This window comes from Paenibacillus sp. RC334 (assembly GCF_030034735.1).
In the GTDB taxonomy this organism is placed as follows: Bacteria; Bacillota; Bacilli; order Paenibacillales; family Paenibacillaceae; genus Paenibacillus; species Paenibacillus terrae_A.
This window is the reverse complement of the sequence record NZ_CP125370.1, coordinates 1,085,778-1,108,395: the sequence shown is the minus strand read 5'-3', so window position 1 is coordinate 1,108,395 and position 22,618 is coordinate 1,085,778. Positions and strand designations below refer to the sequence as shown.

Here is a 22,618-nt window from a genome sequence, read left to right as displayed (position 1 = left end):
GAGAACCGCCATTCTCAAGGTTTTTTTAGTACAAAAGGATCATGCTAGTTTTAACTTTTTAACTTAGTTTTCATTAACCGAGGTTGAGGGGGTCCCTGGCTCTTGCTTCAATTGGGCTTCATGTGGAGTCCCGGACTTACGGTCGAATGTAATCGGGCCTTTACGGTTCACGAGCCGTTTCAGATCCACGGTCATTTCATTTTTCAGCTTATCAATGAGCTGTTCCTCTTTGATACCTTTACTTTTGGCGATATCGACCAACGATTTGCCTTGTCCCAGCTCATTCTCTAACCGGGCAGGAGTGATACCCAGAAGCTTGGCGATCTTCTCGTTCAAATGGTAATTCCAGCCGCCTGGCCCTTTACCATGTCCGTGTCCATGTCTATGAACATGTCCTTGCCCGTGATGATCCTGTGGTGCAACCTTCCACTGATGAGCTTCCCCTTGCGTTGATGCGTTGGGAGCAGGAGCTTGCAATGGGTTGCCCGGTTCGGTACCGGAAGCTCCGGCAGCCCCCGCAGTCCCATACATCATCACCCCCTCCATATAGAATAGCAGCGGTCAATTTCCATTGATTTTTCATGATGCAGACCCTTCTTTCGTCCTTTTCATACTATATTTTCTCTTTCTGCTTTTTTTATTCACTCTACAGATTTTCGTAAAATCCTTAATGTAAAAATAACAAAATGTTGAAAATTGCAATCTGTTTTATAATGGCGGGTAACAACTAGATATCGCTATAAAATTATCTATAAGAGATGCAGGTGATAGCGATGGAGTGGTATTTTGCATACAAAGATGAATTGGAAATTGTTTTCCGTCAAGCGGAAGAACGGACAGCCGCGTTTCCTGCTCCATTTCAGAGTCAGGGCTTGGACTATCTGGCCCGTTTTAATCCGTTAAGGGAAGACAGCACGCGAAACTACATATGCTATTTGCTTCCGTTCTGGCTGCAGGAACTCACCGGGCTGGCTCCCGAAATTTGTCGTAAGCTGTCACTCGGCAACGTGTTCGTCATGGCTCATTATTTGATTCAGGACGATGTGATGGATACAGCAGCAGACAACCGCAAAATGCAACTCGCTTTAAGCCAATTGTTCTATACCGAATGTTTGGACCTATACCGGGACCTTTTTCCGGCGTCCTCTCCTTTTTGGACGTATGCCCGAACGTATATCGGTGAATGGGCGGTTAGTGTGACATCTGAGGGAACAAAGGACTTTTTTCAGGGGGAACGACATCAGGTGGCGCTGAAAGCCAGTCCGTTAAAAATGGCTGGCACGGGTGCTTTGCTGCTCTCTGGGCGGGCCGATCTGATCCAGGCCATTACAGACATGACAGATACAGCGCTGGTTGTACTTCAAATGTCGGATGACTGGGCCGACTGGTCGGAGGACTTGGAGGAAAATAGCTACAACTGCCTATTGTCCCACATCAGCGCCGAGCAGAAGACAGCTTATCGCGAAGGACTGGGACCAGAGCAAATTCGGGAGGCGATTTATGTACGCGGGGCGCTTGCCAGTTACGTGAGCATTGCTGATCAAGCGGTCCAGCAGTTGGAAAATCTGGAGCCTGACATCCCTGGACTGCGTATGTTCACACGTTCGATCGCAGAAGAACTGGGTGAAGAGGCGGCAGAAATTGAAACCGGACGTTCACATTTGCGAAGAGGCGGACTGGATTTTTGGCTCTCCAAAAATATGAAATAATGCTAGATTTTTACGAGACTTTCGTGGTATACTCACTAGGTAAATATAACCAATTGAATGAGAGGGTGATTTTTGATGGCTACTGAAGTTCTTCAAACACAAGTCATTCAAAAAGCGTGGGAGGATGCCAGTTTTAGAGAAAAACTGATGACAGATCCCAAGTCTGCAATCCGTGATGTGTTAGGAGTCGTTATCCCCGATCATATCCAAATCAAAACACTAGAGGAAACACCAGATCAATTTTATCTGGTCATCCCTCCAGACCCTTCAGGTGTGCTTGCTTCATCTCAAAAACCACGCTCCATGTGGTAAATTTGTTTTTGTAGCTTACTGGTTTTATAATCCTTAAACACCATGCGGGTGGGTTCAGCAAGCTTCCTTCCGTTTTCCCTAGCACAAAAAGCCGGATATTATCCGGCTACGGGGAAGCGGATGGTCGCTTCTGTTCCCACTCCTTTTGCACTTGTAAAAGATATTTTGCCGTTCATCGTTTCAATAATCCGAAAGGTCACCATCATGCCCAAACCTGTGCCTTTGGTCTTATTGGAAAAGTAAGGCTCACCCAGTCTGGATAAGGTCTGCGCGTCCATTCCTTCGCCATTATCCCGAATATGAATAACAGCTTCCCCGTTCTCCACATAAGCCCATATATGAATATGACCCTGATCTCGCAACGCTTCAATGCTGTTTTTAATAATATTGATGAACGCCTGCTTGAACTTGGAGGAATTCCCGCGCACTTTGATTTCCTGGGGAATATCCAAAGAAATTTTGCCGCCTTGCAAATTAGCCATCGGACTGATGATTCCTTCAATATGCTTAAATTCATCCAGGATGGACAACGTTTTGGTCTGCTCAAATTCAGGCTTGGCAAATGTCAGAAAATCGGTGATAATCCCGGAAGCACGATCCAGCTCTTCCAGCGCGATATGCAGATAGTCTTTGTTTTTTCCATCCTCCTGCTTGCTCATCAACTGGAGAAATCCACGGGTAACCTGAAGCGGATTACGTACCTCATGAGCTACAGATGCAGCCAGATCGCTAATAATCTCCATTTTCTCCGAACGCTGAAGCTCATTATTGAACATCTCTAGCTCTCTGGAATATCGAACCACCTGCTTATGCTTTTCTGCCAGCCTTCTGCCCAAAATCGCAATCAGCGCCAGCACAAAACCGAACACGCCCCATTTCCACAGAAACATATTGTAGTGTCCGTCCCTAATAAAGAACCAGGTCAGCTCACCGATGGAAATGACTGCGAAAAAAGCAAATCCTATCGATAAAATGATCGCTTCGTGGTCTCCCTTAAGCGCCATGCGAACCGAAGCAAATACCAGCAACACAAGTAATGCCACGAGTAAAACACACAGGATGATTACACTGAAAAAATAATATATATCGTTTAACCGCTCCTGTACCCCTAAATTCACAATCATCATTGTAAAGCAGAACAAGGAGTAGGCGGTTAGTAATTTTCGAAACTTGCGGATTAGTATGATCGAGTTGATATTTTGTTCAAAAAAGTAAGCTAATGAGGGGAGCAGAATAAACAACCCTACATCAAAAAGCTGTAAATAGAGCTTGCCGTAGCTACGATAGAACGTATACAGGAAGGGTGAATACGTCACGATCATCAGACCAATAGACAGCACGATTGCGCTTAAGGACAGCCACATTGCTATGCTTGGACGGAACAGAAAAAATGAGCAGATCAGCAACACCAGAGCTATAAATATAAAGGTACTGCCCAGTACGATATCCAGAACATCCATTCTGACCAAGGTTCCCAGCAAATCACGATAATCACCAGTCATCACATTTCCGATAATGCCCAGTCTGTTCTTGCTGCTTTCCGTCCATATGTATAATGTTTTACCGCTGTCTTCCGGTTTAAGCGGGATCAGAATACGATTATTTTCATAGTTGTATCCGCGATAGGACTCATAAAAATTGATGCCGTCCTTATACAGCGTAATATGTCTGCCATAAATATTTTCAAAAAGCACCGCTGGCGTTTCATCATTCAGCGTTGGAAGCTGAAGACGAATCCAGGCAGAGCCGGTATTCGCGGGCTGCTTGAACAACTCTGAATCATCATTAATATGCATCCAAACTTTGCTTGGGTCCCGCACCTCATCAAGTGATCCATCCTCCCCTTCCACTCCCCATCTCATATCCCAGGAGGATATCCGGTATTCCATTTCAGGGGTCGTTTTGGCCGCATAGGCGGGTAGGCCTATCGACAACAGTATTACAATGACCGCCAGCAGGGCGGCGACAGCTTTGGGCACAAGCCTCATGTTAAGCACCTCAAAGTTACATAGTAGGATTTACAAAATTGTATACGTTTTATCATTTTTCAACGTCTGGAATAATATTATTCTATACGATGATGTTCATACCTTCTTCATAAGAAGGGTATCATGTTCTTTTTAATCATTTTTTGTCAAATCTTCATATTGATTGATGATGATTTCCTGTCCTCTTTATCATATCACAGCAGTTACCGAAAAAAACGTTCATTGGGAATGGCAACATCCCGATTTCGCATGATTTTAACCTCGTACAGACACACTAACCCAAGGTTTAATCGTTCTGCCGTTTGGGTAAGGTCGGAATAAGCAATAAACTAACAAAGGAGCTGGAGTACGATGGCAAACCGGGATCATATAAATGATGAGCTTCATGACAACGATTTTGAGCCTTCCCTGCAAAATGCAGAAACGAATTGGGAAAACCTGACCGAAGGACCGGATACTCCACTGGAAAACGTTCCTGATGCCGATGATTTATCCCCGGACAGCCCTATTGACCCTTCCGCACCAGCGGAATTTCTACATGGTACGGATTTACTGAATGGTGCCGATGGGAATGAAAATGACGAAAGGAGTTGAGGTCCGTTATGTATAAAGATCCCATGTCTCAGGCGGATATGGCATATAAACGCTACAAAGCCTTGAATCCTGTGGAAGAGGACGACCGCAGATCTGCGGACAAGTCCAATACAGATGATACCGAGCAATATCTTGTCGAAGACATTCCGCGAGGTGTCGCATCGGCAAAGCCCGTGCCCAACGACCAGGCATGATCAGGGAACACATATGGAAGTAAAAAGGGTGTCTCCGCAAGCCACACAGATGATGAATGGCTGGCTTGGGGCACCCTTTTTCTATTCGTATTTTTACAAAGGCAGCAGCGCGATCGTTGATTGGGCTTCCAATCCCTCGACCATTTCATTCCATGCCGCAGGCTTGTTCGGCAACACCGTGTAGTAGCGGCGCAGAAAGGCGGCCACTAACGCTGCGCTCACCTCGTTTGCGCTGTCATCCTCGGGCATAAAACCCAAATTCAGCCCTTCTACAGCGACACCATCGTTATTCCAGGATGGATGTACATAGTCCAGATCCAGTCGTTTGTAGCCCAGATGAGACAGTACCTCACGCCGTACATACGGGTCCATCGGCTTGACGCCGCCAAAGGTATGATCATTGCCACGATAAGGATCATAAATTTCCGCAAACATCCCCTGCAACCGCTGTCCGCTGGCCTGAGCAAGCGAATGCAAATCAGCCTGACGACGCTTCCAAAGGAAACGACCAATACCGAGTCCCGGCTGTCCAATGATCGTAAAGTCCGTCATGGCTACATTAAAATCCTCGTAGTAGCGATATTCGGTTGCACCGACCACCTTTTGGTCCTGTACGGCGACAAAGACACGGATGCCCGGGTCTTCCAACGGTTCTTTCCACAGACTATACTCCAGCACTTCCTCCGGTGGGAATACCTCCTGCATTAACTGATGCATGCTCGAAAATAGCGGATCTTCTATATGGGTAATGCGATGATATTCAATATGGGCATACTCCTTTTAATTTAGTGATGTAGTGATTCAGTAATCGGTATGAAACGGATTTCGCCATTCCATCAAGGCCGCATAATTACGCGATTGTTCATCATCCAGATAATCAGGCATGATACCAACAGGCACCCGCCCGCAACGAAGCAGGAACGTTAACACCGGGTCCTTGAGCTCGCCGGATACTACTGCATCTACATACGCTTCTGCGCTTAACTGGTCGGCATGATGCTGATAACCGGGCATACGTCCCGCACCCAGCAAACGATCCACTCCACGTTCAATGACAAGATGATATAAGGAGAAAATCAACCACTTGCCCAGCCCCAGTCTACGATAAGCGGGACGAACGGCCAAGTCGATCACATACAGCGCGTTACCGTCCTCACGATGGGTACGAATATAACCGTCGTCCGCGACTTCCTCCCATGTATGCTGGGGATGCTCGGGATCATAATGCATCAGCAGGCTGGTCACCGAACCCGCCAGTTCCCCCTCAATTTCCACGCACAGCGCTCCGTCTGCAAAATGCTCAACCTGACTGGCAATCTGCTCCCGGCTCCACAATAGCTCCTGCGGATAGGGCGGCGGAAAGCTCTCCTGCTGAATACGCAGCAGCCCCTCATAATCGGCTATGGAATAATTACGGATGACCGCCCGCAGCGGGCGATCTCCGTCAAAGACAAACCATTCTTTGCGATACATGACGACCTTCCTTTCGTTAGCTCCAGTCTGTGTACAAATCCGTACGGCGGTCACGCCATGTGGTCACTGAGCCGCGCTCGCGTACATCATACAATAGCTGCAAATCCAGATCGGCGGTGACGATCATATCGTTGTTTAGTTCACCTTCCACCATAATGCCGCGTGGCGGAAATGGAATATCATTCGGTGTAATGACTGCCGCCTGTCCATAGTTGGCCCGCATAAAATCAACCGTAGGCAAAGCGCCTACCGTGCCTGTCAAAACCACATACACCTGATTTTCAACCGCTCGGGCGTGGCTTGTATACCGTACCCGGTAAAAGCCGTGGCGATCATCCGTACAGGATGGACAGAAAATGATATCTGCTCCCTTCGCCTTCGCCATGCGTACGATTTCGGGAAATTCAATATCATAGCAGGTCAGCATCGCTATTTTCCCCTTGGACGTCTCAAACACATTGAGTCCCTCACCGGGAGCCATATTCCATTCATGCACCTCAGTCGGTGTGATGTGAATTTTGTCCTGTGTGACTACGCGTCCGTCCGGGTAAAACAAGTGCGCCGTATTATATAAACGTTCGTTTCGTTGCACCACATGGGTACCGCCGATGATATGCATCCCGGTCCGGCGGGCGAATGAAGTGAATAATTCAAGATAGCGATCTGTAAAATCCGGCAGGTCGTTAATGGTCAGGGCCTTGCCTTGACTGTCACCAATCGACATGAGCTGGGTCGTAAAAAACTCGGGAAACAGAACAAATTCCGCACCAAATTCCTCGGCTGTTTTGATATAATGCTCCGATTGAAGGGCAAATTCCTCAAACGAATCAATCGTATGCAGATGGTATTGAACCGCCGATACTCTGATTTTGCTCATAATTCCTCCTTGTACATAACGTCTTTTAGATGGCAAGGGATTCCCGTTGCTGTTCACATTATAACCGATTCAAAACCGGGCGAGAACCGAACCTGACAAACAGGTCTTGCCTTCTGCACCTACTTTGTTTAAAATAAGGTCAACTCTTTTGAATCACATGAACAAAGACATGGACGGAGACAAGTAAACGTCTACCCGGATTTCCACAGAAAGGTACGAATTGCTGAGAGCGTACCGAAATCCCGCGTTGAAATTCACTCCCGAGTCGAGCCTTGAACCAGCATAAGGATTCATTTCTTATCTGCACTAGAGGTTTCCGGAAGCCCCCGTTACGGGCATCAAGCTCAGAAGTAGCTACTGTCGGCTGGAATGACGTTGACGACTTGTATGTATACTTCTGTAATTAGGGTGGTACCACGGCATTCGTCCCTTGCGGCGAGGGCCTTTTTGTGTTATTTTCTGAAAAAAGATCTATGGATTGACAGAAAAAACAATTTTTATTCGTGAAAGGATGTTATGTATGTCGACAAATGAAAATTCTTTGGAGCTGCTGCGGGAACAGCTCGATGCTACCAACCTGCAATTGCTGGAGCTGCTGTCGCAGCGTGCTGAACTGGCCGGACAACTTGGTAAATTAAAAGAAGCTCAAGGGGTGCCTGACTTTGATCCGGTGCGCGAGCAACAAATGCTGGACAAACTGATCGCGGCTAACCGCGGACCGTTCGACGACGCTACGATCCGCCAGTTGTTCAAAAATATTTTCAAGGCTTCCCTGAACTATCAAAAAGAAGAACACAAAAAGCATCTGATCGTCAGCCGCAAAAATCAGCCGGATAGCACAGTCATCAAGGTTAAGGACACGCTCGTTGGTGGCAAAGCCTCCGTTATGGTTGCAGGTCCCTGCTCGGTGGAAAGCTACCAGCAAACTCGTGAAGTCGGTGAAGCTCTGAAAGAGGCAGGCGTTCCGATTCTTCGTGGTGGCGCGTTCAAGCCGCGTACGTCTCCGTATGATTTCCAGGGACTGGGCATCGAGGGTCTGCAAATTCTCAAACGCGTAGGCGATGAGCTGGGACTGGCTACAATCAGTGAAATCGTCGACCCAAGACATTTGGAGGAAGCGATCCAATACATCGACATCATTCAAATTGGTGCGCGTAACATGCATAACTTCGAGCTGCTCAAAGCTGCCGGCGAAACAAGAACTCCGATCCTGCTCAAACGCGGACTTGCTGCTACAATGGAAGAATTCCTTCACGCAGCGGAATACATCGTTTCCCGTGGCAATACGCAAGTCATGCTGATCGAACGCGGTATTCGTACGTATGAGAAATGGACTCGCAACACGCTGGACATTTCCGCCGTGCCGATTTTGAAAAAGGAAAGCCATCTGCCTGTTCTGGTCGACGTGACCCACTCCACAGGACGTAAGGACATCCTCGCTCCTTGTGCCAAGGCCGCACTTGCTGCTGGAGCTGACGGTATCATGGTGGAAGTCCATCCGAACCCGGCAGTCGCTTTGTCTGATGCCCAGCAACAGCTGAATATTCCTGAATTCCACAACTTCCTGTCCGAAGTAAAAGAATCGGGTTTGTTCAAAGTGAAATAAAATAAATCGCTTTCATTTTCTCGGATTATGATGTAATATCAAATCAGGATTGTGACTGATTATGCAGGCAAAACCTAGATACATGTATGCTCAATTTCTTTTTGACGCATAATGTATTTAGGTTTTTTTTATACCTAAAACTAGATATAAAACCATCAATGTATATACAGTCTTAATCCTAAAAAAACACCATGTGTACGTTCAGGAAGGGGAAAAGAAAATGAGAGAAAGAAAATGGTTAAACGTTTTTCTATTAGGTATGATATGTATTTTGATTATCAGTGGTTGCAGCGGCGGAAAAGCTCCTGCTGTTGCAAAGGATGAAAAAGCTACTCCAGCAAAAGAACAAGTGGACAATAAAGTAGAAGCTAAAGCGACGAAGGCTAGAACCGTTATTACGACCGATGGAGAAGTCGATGATATGAATTCGGTTATTCGCTTCCTCCTCTATTCTAATGAAATGGACTTGTCCGGTATCGTACTGACCAGTTCCGTGTACCATTATGCAGGTGATGAAAAAACAGGCATAAAGCCATTCAGATGGACTGGAACTCAATGGGTAACAGATATGATCGATGCTTATGGAGAAATTTACCCTAATCTAACTAAACAAGCCGAAGGATATCCAAAGCCTGAATATATTAAAAGCGTTACCAAGATAGGCAATATTTCATACAAAGGTGAGATGGACAAAGAAACAGAAGGATCTAATTTCCTTAAAAATCTCTTCCTGGATGATGACAAAAGAGATTTATATGTACAAACCTGGGGTGGCACAAATACTACAGCCAGAGCTTTAAAATCCATTGAGGACGAATATAAAAATACAGCTCAATGGGCTGACATCCAAAAAAAGGTGAGCGATAAGCTCGTTCTTTATATCATTTTGGATCAGGATGACAGCTACAATAAGTACATCGCAAAAAATTGGCCGGACATCAGAATTATCAATGATCAATCTAACTTCTGGCATTTTGCATACGCTTGGAAAATGCACACAGAAGAAGTCAACAGCAAGTTACACGGGGATTGGAACTTCAAGAATATCCAAAATGGTCACGGCAAATTGCTCGATATGTACGCTTTGATGGGTGATGGAAAAATGATTCCAGGTGAATTGGCTGAAGAACAAAGAGGCAGTGACACTTATTTAAAGAAAAATCCACAATATGATAAATATGATTTTATCTCTGAAGGAGACTCTCCATCATTCTTCTATCTGATTGATAACGGTCTGCGGAGTATGGAAAACCCAACCTATGGTGGCTGGGGAGGTCGTTTCGGTGTGGTTAACGATAAATTATTTAGAAATACCGTGTTAGACTATGATGTGTATACGAAAAAATTTGAAGCGGAATATTCTCTGATGAGATGGTTTGATGATATTCAAAATGACTTTGCAGCTCGTGCTGACTGGGCGATTGCATCCGACTATAAAGATGCCAATCATAATCCAATTTTAAGCATTAAAGAAGGATTAGATGTGACAGCTAGTCCCGGAGAGAAAATAACACTGCATGCAGAAGGATCAGATCCGGACGGCGATCAATTAACCTATAAATGGTGGAGATATTTTGAAGCCGATACGTATGAAGATTCTAAAGTAAAACCGGCACCAGTTAAACCTGAAATGGGTAGTGGATTGCAACTTGGTCTCCATCGAGAAGTAGCTAAAGGCGAGAAATTAAATACGATTGACTTGCAAGGCAGCGATACAAATACGGTAAGCTTTACAGTTCCCGCAGATGCCAAGTCTGGAAATACGATTCATATCATCGCAGAAGTACAAGACAATGGAAAGCATCAGCTAAAACATTACCAACGTGTGATTGTAACTGTAAAATAACGAACGGAACGTCCACGAAAAAGGCTCATGGAATTAACACTCCATGGGCCTTTATTTATGCATTTTGGACCAGCACATACTCGTTTAAGCCTTCTTTTCAGGTAAAGGGACATAATATCCTTTGCCATTCGGACCCATCGCGAATTTATTGCGAAGATGGATAAGATTAGGGCCGAATTTGGCTTCCAACTCTTCACGAAACTCATACATGATTTCCATAATATAAACATCATGAATAATCACTTCCGTAATCGGCATCACAAGCCCCGGATGCATCGTCCATGCAGCACGGCTATCATCCCCGAGTGAAAGTATACCGGCCACAACCTCCCGGTCATCTACGCTGAGTACAATCCACCGCCCACCAATTTCGGACGTAATCTCTTCACTCATATCATGGTGGTAAATGGTGGCGAATTCAAAGTTAAGATCTCCGTACGCTACAATGAAAATCTCAACTCCTTCCCGCGAAACTTGCTCTAAAGCAGCTCTGAACACCTCGGCATCCTCTTGCCAAATTTCCATCAAGATACGGTGCTTGGCTCCCTTAATTCCTTCACTTATGCGACTTATAATGGCTTCATAACCCGATATATTCCAAATATTCTCTCTGTTTTGGGACGATGCTGTATACTGCTCCAATGTCTCTTGCGCTACATTAAAAATCTGCTCTGCTTTGCGTTTTCTCTGGGCAATCAATTCATGGGGCGGGAGTGGCACATATAGCGGTGTATTATCCTGACTGACCATAATGTCCCCACGGTTAACCATCCCTGATAATACCTCATAAATTTTGGATCTTGGCACTCCGGAATTCAATGACACGGCGTATCCCGAAAGTGGAGAGCTTTCCAACAAGGTTACATAAGCTTTAGCTTCATATTCCGTAAAATTCAAATCCCGCAGAATTTCTAACACATTTGGTTTCATGACGCATTCTCCTCAAATTCATGTTCAACCTTACTATATCACTTCCCCTTGACAAAAACTGATATACGCACTATCTTTTTATGAGTAGTTACTAAAGTAGCTACTCAAGTAACTACTAATATTTCATTTGATATGAGATCATGCCAGGGAGGATTTCACTTGAACAAAGTCATAGCTATCAACAGCAACAGCAACCGTATCTATTATAGTGCTACGATTTTGGCCCTGCTGATTTGGAGCACATCGTTTATCGCCACAAAAGCAGCATACATCACGTTCCCCCCTCTTACGTTGGGATTATCCAGATTTATGATAGCCTCTGTTGTGTTGGGGATTGTTTTGCTTATAAGAAAGGAATTTGTCAAAATTAAGCCAAAGGACTTAGCTATTATTGCATTTAGCGGTGTTTTGGGAATCACTATTTATTTTTCGATGGAGAATATAGGAGTAAGCCTGACTACAGCTTCCAATGCAGCATTGATTGTCGCCTCCTATCCCGCGATCACATCGTTGCTTGAACTCATGATATATAAAGTGAAACTGTCCAAATATAAAATCATCGGCATTGCACTCGCTATGATTGGGGTATATTTTTTAACCTCGGTAGGCGGAAGCTCGAATGGAAAGAATGAACTGATCGGAAATTTAATATTGATTGGAACTGGTTTTGCGTGGGCATTTTATACTTTCATGACGCGCAAGGTTGTGGACAAATACCCGCCCGTGACTTTATCTTTTTATCAAACCGTAGCAGGCAGTATCTTCTTTATACCTCTGGCACTCATTGAAAAAGATAGCTGGCAAGCTCCGACAACGGGATCGTTTATGTTGTTAGTATATCTGGGCGTATTCTGTTCCGTTATCGCATTTTTGCTTTACAATTACGGATTAATCAAGCTGTCACCGAGCAGTTCCGTTTCTTTAATGAATTTGGTACCGATATTCGGGGTATTATTTTCGGTTCTATTGTTGCAGGAAACCATTTCGTGGGGACAAATTATTGGCGGTTTGGTCGTTATCCTAGGTGTCCTACTCAGTGCACATCAACCAAGCAGCAAATAGAACGGAGAAGTATTATTATGTATCATGTGCTACAATAAAGGGGCGAGTGACCTCACCAAAAGTTTCTCGCCCAGTCGGTTGCATTTATGCAGTCGGCTTTTTTTCTTTTACATAAAAAAGGCGGTTATATTGATTAATGAGCTTGTCCAGAATCATAGATTGTCTGAGCACGCTGGCGTGACTGAAACCATGTTTTGCTTGCAAAGCATAAAGCTTTTGTCGAGCTTTCTCCAACCGTTGACGCAAAATGTCGTCCCTTACCATGATATAACCCTCCTTGTTGTATCCTTAGTTTAGAGGGTTATGAATAAGTTTACTAAAAGTAAAGGTTTGGGATAATTATCTATAATCCAACAAAAAAGACCTGCTACGAAAGCGGGTCTACAAGGCTAAAGCTAATTACTATAAGGGTCAAAAAATTTCTGGATTAAATATGCTCTATTATGAATTGGATTAGGCTTAGAGCATATTTTAATATCAAGAATGATCAGAAACCACCATGATGTCCTGTGGGTTCGAAAGTATATCCTTTCTCTTGATATGGGTAAGGAATAATTACTACCATCAATAACGCAAAGCTAGTCACCAATAAGGTTAAAACCATTTTATTCTTCATCTTCGTCCACCTCGTTAATCAAATTACGATAAACTGCCTTTACCTCAGAGGATGCATTTTCTCTAAAAGACTCAAACAGTCTCATACATTTGATTATATATGCTTTATTATTAATCACAGTAGATTTTTCCAAACAACTTAACAAAAATGTAAAACCATTCAAAAACATACCTTTACGCAAATAGTAGATGGACAATTCACATGAAAAATGAGTAAAGCGTTCTGAAATAAATTGTTGATTGTACACGCCCACCCCATTTTGTTGCTCTAGAAGAGATAGAATCTGCACTTCAAATCGCTTGAGCAGATCATCTACATTCATATTATAACGATTAGCCGCCTCAATGATGTTATCTAATGCGGGGAGAACTTCGTCTTCTTTTGTAGAAAAATAAGCTACATAATCAGAGAGTACGCTTACATCGCCTGACATAAGCCTGTTTACATACGTATTGACCTCCGACCACTCCTTAAACCGATTCTTCCACTTCAGGGTCGTTTCATCCGTTTCCTTTACCCAACTTACATCAGCGTAAGTGTTAATATGTAGGAGTGCCTGCTCATAGTCTTTCCTTGCGTCACAAACTTCTGCACGAAGTAAATATGAAACTCCCCAGTATACAAATAGAGGGTAAAACGGCTTTTTTGTATTTTCTTTCTGTGTTTTTTGCTGCTGGAGTTCCAGCTTATATTGGATTTCAGCTAAATTCCCCAAAATTTTAGCGAATTTGTTTACTTTATCCCACTTACGCAATGAGCGATATGTATTCAATAAATCTCTTAATGCATCTAGCTGGTCAATTTCATCAAGACGATCGACGTAAGTCTCAAACTGGACAGCAGCCTCATAATTCTTCTCTGAGTCATCCCCTTGCCTCGTTACAAATAAACGGTACTGACAAATAGCCAAACGTTCGGAATACTGCTTTTTCTCAGTTAGGGCCACATTCTCATAAAGTATAGCTGCCGCTTCATTCATACCGTCCTTGAAAAATTCCTCGGCAAGTTCAAATAAGGGATCGGAATATCCCAACTTATCCAACAACATATCCACAACTTGCTGAATACAGTCCAGCTTGTTCAATTTTGCGCAATTATACAAAAAAGGACTCATTCTACGCCAGTTCGGGTTGGAATCTGCCAAATATTCGTCTATGTACCGTTCGTAATAATAGCCGATGGGGTGTCCCATCACTTCTGTTATTCGATCCAACTGGTAGACTGAAAACTTACGGTTTCCATTGACGATACTACTCACTGTGCCGGGATTCATCTTGGATTCTCTGGCTAAATCGCTAATGTTCAAACCATTTTCATTCATGTACTTCATCATCTCTGCGAGTATCGTGGTTGTATTGGACAAAATAAACCACCCCTTTAAAGTTAACTTTTTAGGATATCGACCAATATAAATGAAAACTATGACAAACAAATAATAATATAGTTTTCCGCAAATAATCATACCATCTTCTGGAATGTTTTCATATACCTTCAATAGGATTACTTTGCAACCTAAACTATTGAAAAAGGCTCATGGAGGTCAAGCTCCACGGGCCCTTTGTTAATGCACATCGAACAGTTAACTATACTCCACCTATCCGGCAGGATGAACATCCCGATCCGTTGCGTTATTTTTGGCAGAGGCATGGAAAATCTCTCTTCCCTTCGCCCATAACAGCAATGCCGCCACCAGCAACATTCCACCGTTCAACACAAAGATCCAGCGGATCGGCATCCAGCTACCAAGCAAGCCGCCAATGAGCGGCCCCGCCATCATCGCCAGTTGTGTCGCTGACTGATTCAAGCTAAAGGCTCGTCCACGAAACTCCGGTTTGGTAACCTCCACAGTCATCGCATTGATAGCCGGAATGACAGACGCATAAAACAATCCATAACCGAACCGAAGCGCACCAAAGCCGATAAAATTCGATACAAAAAATTGCAGGATATTCCCTATACCTGAACCAATCAGCCCGATCAGCAGCACTTGTGCAAATCCAATCCTGCCACCCATCCGTCCCCAGCGGGGGGCCATCAGCACAGCCGCAATACCTACAGCTGAGAATACAATTCCGGAGCTTAAAGACGCTCGACTACGGTCAATTCCCATTTCCAGAACATACACCGTAATCAGCGGCTCCAAGATCATGACGGAAAAGGTACTTAATCCTGCCAGTATGAGCAAGAAGTACAACGGCCGATTAGCAATGGCCTCCTTGATATCGTCACGGACATGCGAACGGGTACTGGTTCCCTTGAAGTTATCCTCTCTAGCGGCAAAGGTCGCAATTAGCGCAGAGACCAGCACAAGCCCCGCAGAGAACAGAAAGGCATTCCGGTTGCCGTAATAATGACTTACCACTCCGCCAATCAACGGACCTATGATACTGCCCGTCGCCCCGGAGGTTGCCATAATGCCGAGTGCATAACCCGTTTTATCCTCAGGCGAACCCGTTCCGACCAATGCGATGGCAGCAGGAATAAACCCGGAGAGCAGGCCCTGAAACAGCCGTACCCCTACGAACACATACGGATCAGTCACAAAGGCACATATCAAATACAATACCGCCAGACTAAAGCCTGAACGAATCAGCATCGGCTTCCGTCCGTACTTATCTGCGAGCGAACCCCAAAACGGAGCAATCAGAGCACTGGCTAAAAAGGTAACCCCAAAGGCGATCCCCGCCCACAGCTCCAAATGATCGGTCACACCCATTTCCGTATTCAGAAAAATAGGTAAAAACGGAATGGAAACGGAATAGGCCATGCTGCAAAAAAATACACCGATCCACAAAACGACCAGGTTTCGCTTCCAATAAAGATGCATGATGTTACACGTCCCTTCTCCTCATTCCATTATTAACCTCTAAATTAGAAAAGTCCACAGCAAACCTCACCCTTCAGCCGTGGAACAACCATGCAGAAGCTGATATAATCGAATGGAATGGAGTTGATGACATGGCTAAAAAAAGAAATTCGTCTTCCACCGCTCCTGCGGCTCAGGACAAACCTGCAACGTTAAAGGATCTGTTGAGCCAGGACGTGCTGAATAAGCTCAAGGCCCAGGCCAATGAAGCCCAGGCAGAGCAGGATAAACGTAAGGAAGACGAACGGCAGCGTGCCCTCGAAGCAAAAAAAGCAGAACAGAAGAAGCTGGACAACAACTTCGAGCATCTGCTGAATAACAGCAATCTGGACTGGCACAAATATAAATAAGCCAAAACCATCCCGGTTTTGGCCTATCTCCACGCTTGATTATATTATAGCCAGTCACGGATGTGTTGTACCGAATATAGCACCCCTACCCAAACCGGCAGACTGAACGCCATACCCCATATGAGACCTTTAGCCAGCTTTTTGTCTACCTCCACCATGATTCTGCCCCTTTCCTTGGGAATAGCAGCAGTATGGGCCAAGAATACGGAATTCAAACCCGTATTTCCTTATCCCCACAAAAAAAGGTATGATAGAAAACGGAAAAGTGCTCTGCGCTGTCCCAAACTATAATTTAGGATTTTACACATCTAACCTTTCAGGAGGAATACAAATGATCCGAAAAACGATACGTCCCTGGTATGTGCTGTGCCTGCTGGCTACCATGCTCGTGCTGGTTGCTGGATGCGGCACAAAAGCGACAGATGTTGAAGCCGCAAGCCGGACAAGCAACACAACCCCTGCCGCGACTAAAGACAAAAGCAAACCTGTTTCCCATCCTGTCGTCACGATTGTCATGAACGACGGTAAAAAGATTAAACTTGAGCTGTACCCGGAAGTAGCACCGAACACAGTTAACAATTTCATTTCCCTGGTGCAAAAGGGCGCTTACAACGGTACGATCTTCCATCGTGTCATCCCCGGCTTCATGATTCAGGGCGGTGACCCGCAGGGTAACGGTACAGGCGGCCCCGGCTACAGCATCAAAGGCGAGTTCAAGAGCAACGGTGTCAACAATACGCTCAAGCACACGCGCGGCGTACTATCCATGGCCCGCTCAGCAGATCTGGATTCAGCCGGATCGCAATTTTTCATCATGGTTGCCGATGCAGATTACCTTGACGGTCAATACGCTGCTTTCGGCAAAGTAACGTCTGGATTAGACGTGGTAGATGCCATCGTGAACTCCAAGCGTGACGGCAATGATAAACCCATCAAACCAGCTACGATGAAAAAAGTAACCGTGGACACGCTGGGTAAGAAATATCCGGCTCCAGTCAAAGTGAAGTAAGATTATATCGGCCCTGTGCGTATGCATGGGGTCGTTTTACATGTTCTACAAAGATGATTATCGTGTTCCACAGTAATGTTTACTTGGCTGCTGCCTCTGTGATGTAGTAAGAGTATATACACAAAAGGAAGCGTTTTCAATCATTATTTTTAAAGCTTTTTTCACCGATAAGGGCCTGTCAGCGTTCGACAAAAGAAGCACTGAAAGAGATACTGTATGAGCAGTATAAGCCGTCTAATTAGATTTGGTTTCTACCGAACGTTATATACCCCTTCATAGGGAAAATTCATCTTACTACGATACTTTATCGAAAATAACCATATGTATCAAGCGAAATATAACATTTATTTATCCCACTATCTTCTGTCTTGGGAGAATATAATAAGGTAAGTATTGAATAAGAAAGTGCATGGTGTTGAATAAGGCGGAGGGTCTAGCCTCTGTGCGAAGCAGCACTCCACAGAATGAAGTTAGAGAACTTTTAATTCTCAATGCTTGCATCTGTATATAATTCTAGAGAATTAACACCACTTAGAATGAATTATATCATTTAACTTCATATGGAAGTAACTGCGGTCTGGATTGTCAACACTAAACTATATAGAACGCAATTAACAAACCAACAGAACCACTTCAAACGCCAAATCGGGTAATAAATAGTAAGATCAACCCAAGGTGGCGATAAAAATGAAGAGTGAAGAAATCGAGCAATTGAATAGAGCCATGAAAGAAACATCCGATAAACGGCTTTACGAAAGGTACTTGGCCGTACGTCTTCGTCTGGAAGGACACTCGTTTTTGGAGATCGGCGATTTGCTTGGTCGCATTCGTCAAACCATCAGTATCTACTGGAGGAGCTACCAAGAGCAGGGTCTTGCCGGGCTGGAAATGAGTCACTCCCCCGGACAGCCGCCTAAACTTACGGAAGAGCAGCGTCATCAATTAGCTGCTATGCTGGAGCAGCAACAGCCAGCGGATGTGGGCTTTGAAGCTCTCTATATCTGGACACTGCCGTTCGTAGCGAAGTGGATCAAGCGAGAGTTTGGCGTCACTATGAGTGTGCGTGGAAAGCAACGCCAAGTGCCAACGTACGGCAAACATGAAGGCGCCAAGTTGTTTGGAGCGATCCACTACGAAACCGGACAGGTGCATCACCGTGAAGAAGAAAAGGCTGATGTGGAGGCCTTTATTCGCTTCCTCCAAGATCTTCTGTCGGCGTACCCTATCGGGAAGATGGCTATGATTCTGGACAACAGCCGGATTCATCATGCCACGGGGTTGCAGCCTTTTTTAAAGGAGCATCCGCGTTTGCAACTCGTCTTTCTGCCACCTTACAGTCCAAACCTGAATCCGGTCGAAGGATTATGGTTGTGGCTCAAATCCGATGTGGTCAACTACGTCTTTTTTGAGAAGTTTTATAAGATTAAGCTTCACGTCAGCCAGTTTATGAAGCGAATCAATAAGCAACCGATGGAAACAATTGATCGCCTGTTGATTAGGTGTTAATTCTTAATTGCGGTTTAATTAGTTAATCATTTATCCATATTATTCACTGCATATTGTTCTTTATTACCTTTACGTATAACACGCACTAATGCTTTATTCATATCCAGATCTTCAAGGTTAATACCTGCCACCTCAGAGAGTCTAAGACCTGATCCTAAAATGAGGGAAACAATGGCTGTATCGCGTTCACGATTCAATTGATGGAAATTGAAAATGCGTTTATTCTCTTTATTGATTTCTCCGTAATCATAGGCTACAAATAGCCTAAACGACTCAAAATCATCTTCTCTGAGAATTTTCCCTTCAATGCGATTGGCGATGGTTTCTTGGCTTTCTTTAATTACATTTAAATCCATTTTGGCCATGACATTGCGCTGGATATATGGCTTTAGGTCACTTGTTTCAGCTTTGTTCTGTAAGTAATCAAATAAGGATTTTAGTGATGACAATTTACGGTTAATGGTTAGCTTGGTATTCCCTAGTTGATACTCCAAAAAAGATAAAAAATTCTCCACTTCACGAATGGTTAGTTTCTCTAAAGTGGCTAAATTAATGTTTCTACGGCTATCTGCGGTAAAGTTTTCTGCAACTAACCAATCAAAAAATGTAATATATTCGTGGCAATAGTTCAGAAGCGTTGTGGGAGAAAGTTTTCGTTTTCTGCTATCAATAAATTCCGTAACAAACCACGGAAGATCATCAATTCGACTCATTTAATGAACTTTTATTTGTTTATTCATATGTACAACGACCTCCTTAATTATTATAATCTTTTAATAATTATTCGTTAAAATCATATTTTTCGTAATTATGTATGTCCTGCACTAAAATCTTTCTTGTATTGTTTGCCTGCATTACTCTCTATTATTTAAAAGGTCGATAAAATTGCCGCCCCCCCGAGGACTCAAAAAAGGAAACGGCCCTGCCTGTGCACAGGCAGGGCCGTCCCTCATGCAAATAAGTCGCCCCTACAGCAGCTCGAACCGCAGCTGGGGCTCAGGAACCTCAGGTTTCCCTTGCGGGTGAGCCGCGGCGTACCCCAATTCCAGTACCGCAGCGATACGCTCGTTGACCTGTATCCCAAAAGTAGCTGCACGGCTCCGGTCATACATCCAGTCATGCAGCGTACAGCGCACACCCAGGCCTTGCTCATGGGCCAGCAGACGAAAGTTTTGGATCAGGCAGTAGACGGCGGCAAGGTCATCCTCCTGCTTATGGCGGTCCGTCTCTTCCTTCATCGCTACCAGCAGATACGCCGGAGCCGGTTCCTGTAACCCCTGCATGAGCCCCCCTTTGCAGTTATCGGCAAAAATAAACCGCCACGGCTCGCGGAGCCCATCGTTCGGTGCCCATACAGCATGATTAAGCAGCTCCAGTATCAGCTGCTGCGGTACCGGACGATCCATAAAATGTATCGGACTGCTCATTTCTCCGACCAAATCGGATAATTTCATTTTTACACCCTCCCCTGTGTGGCCTGTCCCTGAAATACGGTCCACTTCTGCTCGGCTGGCGTTCTTTTACGGCTCCTTGGTGCTTTGTCGTAGTACCCCAGATGGAAAATGCCTACGAATCTTTCATCCTCACGCAGGCCAATTCCTTTGAAAAATCTCTCATGCTGAATCATGGACTCTGTATACCACAGCATGCCTAATCCCCGTTCCCAGCCCAGCAGTTGGAAGCTCTGCATCATCCCGCAGACAGCCGCATAATTGCGGTCGTTCGTCAGACGGTCCGGGCCCGCAGTGGAAATAACAATGACATGGGCGGGGATATCGGTGAAACTCTTTTTTAAAACATCCAGTAGTTTTCTCGGAATCAACTTGCCCAGCTTACTCTGCGACATCTGTTCAAGCATACAATCGACCAGCCGTTTGCGTGCTTTAGGAGTCCCGGCATATACAACGCGCCAGGATGCAGCGTCTACGGACGGTTGCAGCCGGGATGCACTGCTTAACAATTCAACCACCAGCTCTTGTTCCACCGGCGTGGAATTACGTTTACGGATACTTCTGCGTTCCCTGATCAATTCAGCCAGACTCAAGTGCTTCACTCTCCTTCGGTTTATCTGGATTCGATGTCCATATTGCTATCCTGAAGAAATTTATGGATTACCTTCAATTCCCCATCCGAATATTTGTCCAAAAAACGATAGAAACGTTCAGCTTCAAGCACATGCAGACGTTCATGCAATTCGAAGATTTTTTTTCCTTGTGGCGACAATCGAAAATAACTCTCTTTCTTGTTGTCATTCATTTGTGTGCGCTTGACGAATCCTTCCTCCAGCAGTTTGTTGCCGATCTTGGTAATACTCGCCTTGGACAAATTCATCGCTTCGGCAATCCCCGTGCTGTTAATAGGCTCATGCCGGCCGATGCAATCAATCACATGAACCGCAGTCAAATGCCGGGGAATTTTCTCAATGGCTTCCCTTTGGGCGATACTGAGAAAATGTTCGATTTCCGTATCCTTATAACTCTCATACGCATGTAAAAACCGAATATACTGCTCATATAGCAGTTGTTTGGTTCGATCTTCTGTGTCCATCCTTCAATCGCTCCTTATTTACTGGTAAACAATAAAAAATGCTTAAATAATAAAAAGAAAATAAGAAATAAAAATTTATATTATTTACTTGTTAACAATATATCACAGGTGATAATGATTATCAACTATATATTCTCTAGCAATAGAAAACTTAGAATTCAGTACATTTTTCTATGGTCATGTATAAGAAAATGGTTACCGCCATCAATGAGCAGGTCGGCCTCCTCGTATTTATTGCCGAGTTTTCCTATCCTTCAGGAAAGGTGGAAGGTCCATTCGCCGGATGGTCAAAAACGGTCAAGGGGTATCCTCATAACGAAGAAGGACAAACTGCTATCTACCATGATGTTATTAAATGAGGCAAAACACATGGCTTAGCAGGCGTCCAGTGTTGGGCTCCTGATTTCAGCGGAAGGGGGAGCATGTCCATGTTTAACTACACCGAAAAAGGCGCCAAAGCAAAACATCAGAGAAGAAGTAAGCTTCTTGCGCGATCTACCAAATGAACTTAAATTCCAGACAAAAGATATCCGAAAGGGGCTGCTTTTAAAGCAGCCCCTTCTTTGCAATCAAAGTATCTAAAAATTCAAAGAGATTGTCCCGTAACAAACTCAAAGTGATAACTACCAGACCCAACTAAAATCGGTTTGTCAGAATGAATCAACCATATTTCAGCTTCAGTAAAGAATTTTTGGTATTCTTTCAAATATCCCAATCTGATTTCATACGTTTGTATTCAGTATAGTAAAATCCAAATATACATCAAGCCCCCCACGAATACTGAAGCCGATAACCTATAAAAGACAAAAAATCAGAACACGCAATCCTGGGATCTGGATTGCGTGTTCTGATTTTTGGGGGCTATTCTCGGCTTCTGCCACCCGCCCTTCAATTACTCATATAACAGAAGGCAATAGCATGAGGAGCTGTATGAGAGAGCTATTTATGATTACGGCTATATCCAATTCTTGTTCTCTTTATGGTCACATTCAATAGATATTTTATATTTTTCTCCAGACGAGCCCTGTCAATTCTGCCGTTCTGAACACCTTCAACAATTGGGGTAACGTAGGTGTTATCTAAGGAACCTGGTGTCGTCCAGCAGTTACCCGCTGCTACAACTTCCACAACAT

The 22,618-nt window shown here is 44.4% G+C and carries 23 protein-coding genes, 2 pseudogenes and 1 other annotated feature; of the genes and pseudogenes, 10 read left to right on the top strand and 15 right to left on the bottom strand.

Features of this window, described 5'->3' with window-relative positions:
• Positions 1-63 precede the first annotated feature (63 nt).
• Positions 64-583, bottom strand: a pseudogene (locus QMK20_RS05260) (hypothetical protein).
• Between the two features lie 190 nt (positions 584-773).
• Between QMK20_RS05260 and QMK20_RS05255 the strand changes: the two are divergent.
• Both QMK20_RS05255 and QMK20_RS05250 read left to right on the top strand, forming a co-directional pair.
• On the top strand, positions 774-1,709 hold the full coding sequence (locus QMK20_RS05255; RefSeq protein WP_283654883.1) for a hypothetical protein: 936 nt from the start codon (positions 774-776) through the stop codon (positions 1,707-1,709).
• 75 nt (positions 1,710-1,784) lie between these two features.
• Positions 1,785-2,021: an NHLP leader peptide family RiPP precursor gene (locus QMK20_RS05250; protein WP_014280157.1), complete on the top strand. Its 237-nt coding sequence runs from the start codon at positions 1,785-1,787 to the stop codon at positions 2,019-2,021.
• Between the two features lie 98 nt (positions 2,022-2,119).
• On the opposite strand, the gene QMK20_RS05245 is transcribed toward QMK20_RS05250, so the two are convergent.
• A complete protein-coding gene (locus QMK20_RS05245) occupies positions 2,120-4,009 on the bottom strand; it encodes a sensor histidine kinase (RefSeq protein ID WP_283654882.1) in 1,890 nt (629 codons plus the stop codon).
• Positions 4,010-4,360: 351 nt separating this feature from the next.
• Between QMK20_RS05245 and QMK20_RS05240 the strand changes: the two genes are divergently transcribed.
• Together QMK20_RS05240 and QMK20_RS05235 are read left to right on the top strand one after the other, a co-directional pair.
• On the top strand, positions 4,361-4,603 hold the full coding sequence (locus tag QMK20_RS05240) for a hypothetical protein (RefSeq protein ID WP_283654881.1): 243 nt from the start codon (positions 4,361-4,363) through the stop codon (positions 4,601-4,603).
• A gap of 8 nt (positions 4,604-4,611) precedes the next feature.
• Positions 4,612-4,797, top strand: a complete 186-nt coding sequence (locus tag QMK20_RS05235) for a hypothetical protein (protein WP_044648047.1) — start codon at positions 4,612-4,614, stop codon at positions 4,795-4,797.
• 93 nt (positions 4,798-4,890) lie between these two features.
• Here QMK20_RS05235 and QMK20_RS05230 read toward each other — a convergent pair whose 3' ends face one another.
• From QMK20_RS05230 to QMK20_RS05220, 3 genes are read right to left on the bottom strand one after another with little or no spacing between them, the layout of a single operon-like run.
• The gene (locus tag QMK20_RS05230; protein ID WP_283656210.1) at positions 4,891-5,562 is read right to left on the bottom strand and encodes a GNAT family N-acetyltransferase; all 672 of its coding nucleotides are present in this window, start codon (positions 5,560-5,562) and stop codon (positions 4,891-4,893) included.
• A 36-nt stretch (positions 5,563-5,598) separates the two neighbouring features.
• Entirely contained in the window at positions 5,599-6,270 is a 672-nt protein-coding gene (locus tag QMK20_RS05225) for a GNAT family N-acetyltransferase (RefSeq protein ID WP_283654880.1), read from the bottom strand.
• Positions 6,271-6,286: 16 nt separating this feature from the next.
• A complete protein-coding gene (locus tag QMK20_RS05220) occupies positions 6,287-7,147 on the bottom strand; it encodes a carbon-nitrogen hydrolase family protein (protein ID WP_283654879.1) in 861 nt (286 codons plus the stop codon).
• 161 nt (positions 7,148-7,308) lie between these two features.
• Positions 7,309-7,581 (top strand) — a binding site (T-box leader).
• Positions 7,582-7,667: 86 nt separating this feature from the next.
• Between QMK20_RS05220 and QMK20_RS05215 the strand changes: the two genes are divergently transcribed.
• On the top strand, positions 7,668-8,753 hold the full coding sequence (locus QMK20_RS05215; RefSeq protein WP_044648050.1) for a bifunctional 3-deoxy-7-phosphoheptulonate synthase/chorismate mutase: 1,086 nt from the start codon (positions 7,668-7,670) through the stop codon (positions 8,751-8,753).
• 220 nt (positions 8,754-8,973) lie between these two features.
• A complete protein-coding gene (locus QMK20_RS05210; protein WP_283654878.1) occupies positions 8,974-10,599 on the top strand; it encodes a DUF1593 domain-containing protein in 1,626 nt (541 codons plus the stop codon).
• Between the two features lie 84 nt (positions 10,600-10,683).
• Here the strand turns inward: QMK20_RS05210 and QMK20_RS05205 are convergent, their stop codons facing one another.
• On the bottom strand, positions 10,684-11,529 hold the full coding sequence (locus QMK20_RS05205; RefSeq protein WP_283654877.1) for a TrmB family transcriptional regulator: 846 nt from the start codon (positions 11,527-11,529) through the stop codon (positions 10,684-10,686).
• Positions 11,530-11,688: 159 nt separating this feature from the next.
• Here QMK20_RS05205 and QMK20_RS05200 point away from each other — a divergent pair, with 159 nt between their 5' ends.
• Positions 11,689-12,591, top strand: coding sequence for a DMT family transporter (locus tag QMK20_RS05200; RefSeq protein WP_283654876.1), 903 nt, complete (start codon positions 11,689-11,691; stop codon positions 12,589-12,591).
• Positions 12,592-12,675: 84 nt separating this feature from the next.
• Here the strand turns inward: QMK20_RS05200 and QMK20_RS05195 are convergent, their stop codons facing one another.
• From QMK20_RS05195 to QMK20_RS05180, 4 genes are all read right to left on the bottom strand, one after another.
• Complete coding sequence (locus QMK20_RS05195; RefSeq protein ID WP_283654875.1) at positions 12,676-12,855, bottom strand: aspartyl-phosphate phosphatase Spo0E family protein; 180 nt, start codon at positions 12,853-12,855, stop codon at positions 12,676-12,678.
• Between the two features lie 223 nt (positions 12,856-13,078).
• Complete coding sequence (locus tag QMK20_RS05190; RefSeq protein WP_283654874.1) at positions 13,079-13,207, bottom strand: hypothetical protein; 129 nt, start codon at positions 13,205-13,207, stop codon at positions 13,079-13,081.
• Entirely contained in the window at positions 13,197-14,570 is a 1,374-nt protein-coding gene (locus QMK20_RS05185; RefSeq protein ID WP_283654873.1) for a helix-turn-helix domain-containing protein, read from the bottom strand. The genes QMK20_RS05190 and QMK20_RS05185 overlap by 11 nt, the downstream gene beginning before the upstream one ends.
• 231 nt (positions 14,571-14,801) lie before the next feature.
• Positions 14,802-16,034 carry an MFS transporter gene (locus tag QMK20_RS05180; protein ID WP_044648055.1) on the bottom strand — a complete coding sequence of 411 codons (1,233 nt, stop codon included), beginning with the start codon at positions 16,032-16,034 and terminating at the stop codon, positions 14,802-14,804.
• A gap of 131 nt (positions 16,035-16,165) precedes the next feature.
• On the opposite strand from QMK20_RS05180, the gene QMK20_RS05175 reads away from it, so the two are divergent.
• Positions 16,166-16,423, top strand: coding sequence for a YqkE family protein (locus QMK20_RS05175; protein WP_044648056.1), 258 nt, complete (start codon positions 16,166-16,168; stop codon positions 16,421-16,423).
• A gap of 44 nt (positions 16,424-16,467) precedes the next feature.
• Here QMK20_RS05175 and QMK20_RS05170 read toward each other — a convergent pair whose 3' ends face one another.
• A complete protein-coding gene (locus QMK20_RS05170) occupies positions 16,468-16,638 on the bottom strand; it encodes a hypothetical protein (protein WP_170970780.1) in 171 nt (56 codons plus the stop codon).
• A gap of 116 nt (positions 16,639-16,754) precedes the next feature.
• Here QMK20_RS05170 and QMK20_RS05165 point away from each other — a divergent pair, with 116 nt between their 5' ends.
• Positions 16,755-17,432 (top strand): peptidylprolyl isomerase, encoded by a 678-nt coding sequence (locus tag QMK20_RS05165; RefSeq protein WP_283654872.1) that lies wholly within the window; start codon positions 16,755-16,757, stop codon positions 17,430-17,432.
• A gap of 687 nt (positions 17,433-18,119) precedes the next feature.
• A complete protein-coding gene (locus QMK20_RS05160; RefSeq protein WP_283654871.1) occupies positions 18,120-18,938 on the top strand; it encodes an IS630 family transposase in 819 nt (272 codons plus the stop codon).
• Positions 18,939-18,988: 50 nt separating this feature from the next.
• Here QMK20_RS05160 and QMK20_RS05155 read toward each other — a convergent pair.
• The 4 genes and pseudogenes from QMK20_RS05155 to QMK20_RS05140 form a co-directional block, all read right to left on the bottom strand.
• Positions 18,989-19,651, bottom strand: a pseudogene (locus QMK20_RS05155) (tyrosine-type recombinase/integrase); the annotation flags it as partial.
• Positions 19,652-19,906: 255 nt separating this feature from the next.
• Positions 19,907-20,392 (bottom strand): nitroreductase family protein, encoded by a 486-nt coding sequence (locus QMK20_RS05150; RefSeq protein ID WP_283654870.1) that lies wholly within the window; start codon positions 20,390-20,392, stop codon positions 19,907-19,909.
• Between the two features lie 2 nt (positions 20,393-20,394).
• Positions 20,395-20,982 carry a nitroreductase family protein gene (locus QMK20_RS05145; protein WP_283654869.1) on the bottom strand — a complete coding sequence of 196 codons (588 nt, stop codon included), beginning with the start codon at positions 20,980-20,982 and terminating at the stop codon, positions 20,395-20,397.
• Between the two features lie 20 nt (positions 20,983-21,002).
• Positions 21,003-21,485, bottom strand: coding sequence for a MarR family transcriptional regulator (locus QMK20_RS05140; protein WP_283654868.1), 483 nt, complete (start codon positions 21,483-21,485; stop codon positions 21,003-21,005).
• Positions 21,486-22,618 lie beyond the last annotated feature (1,133 nt).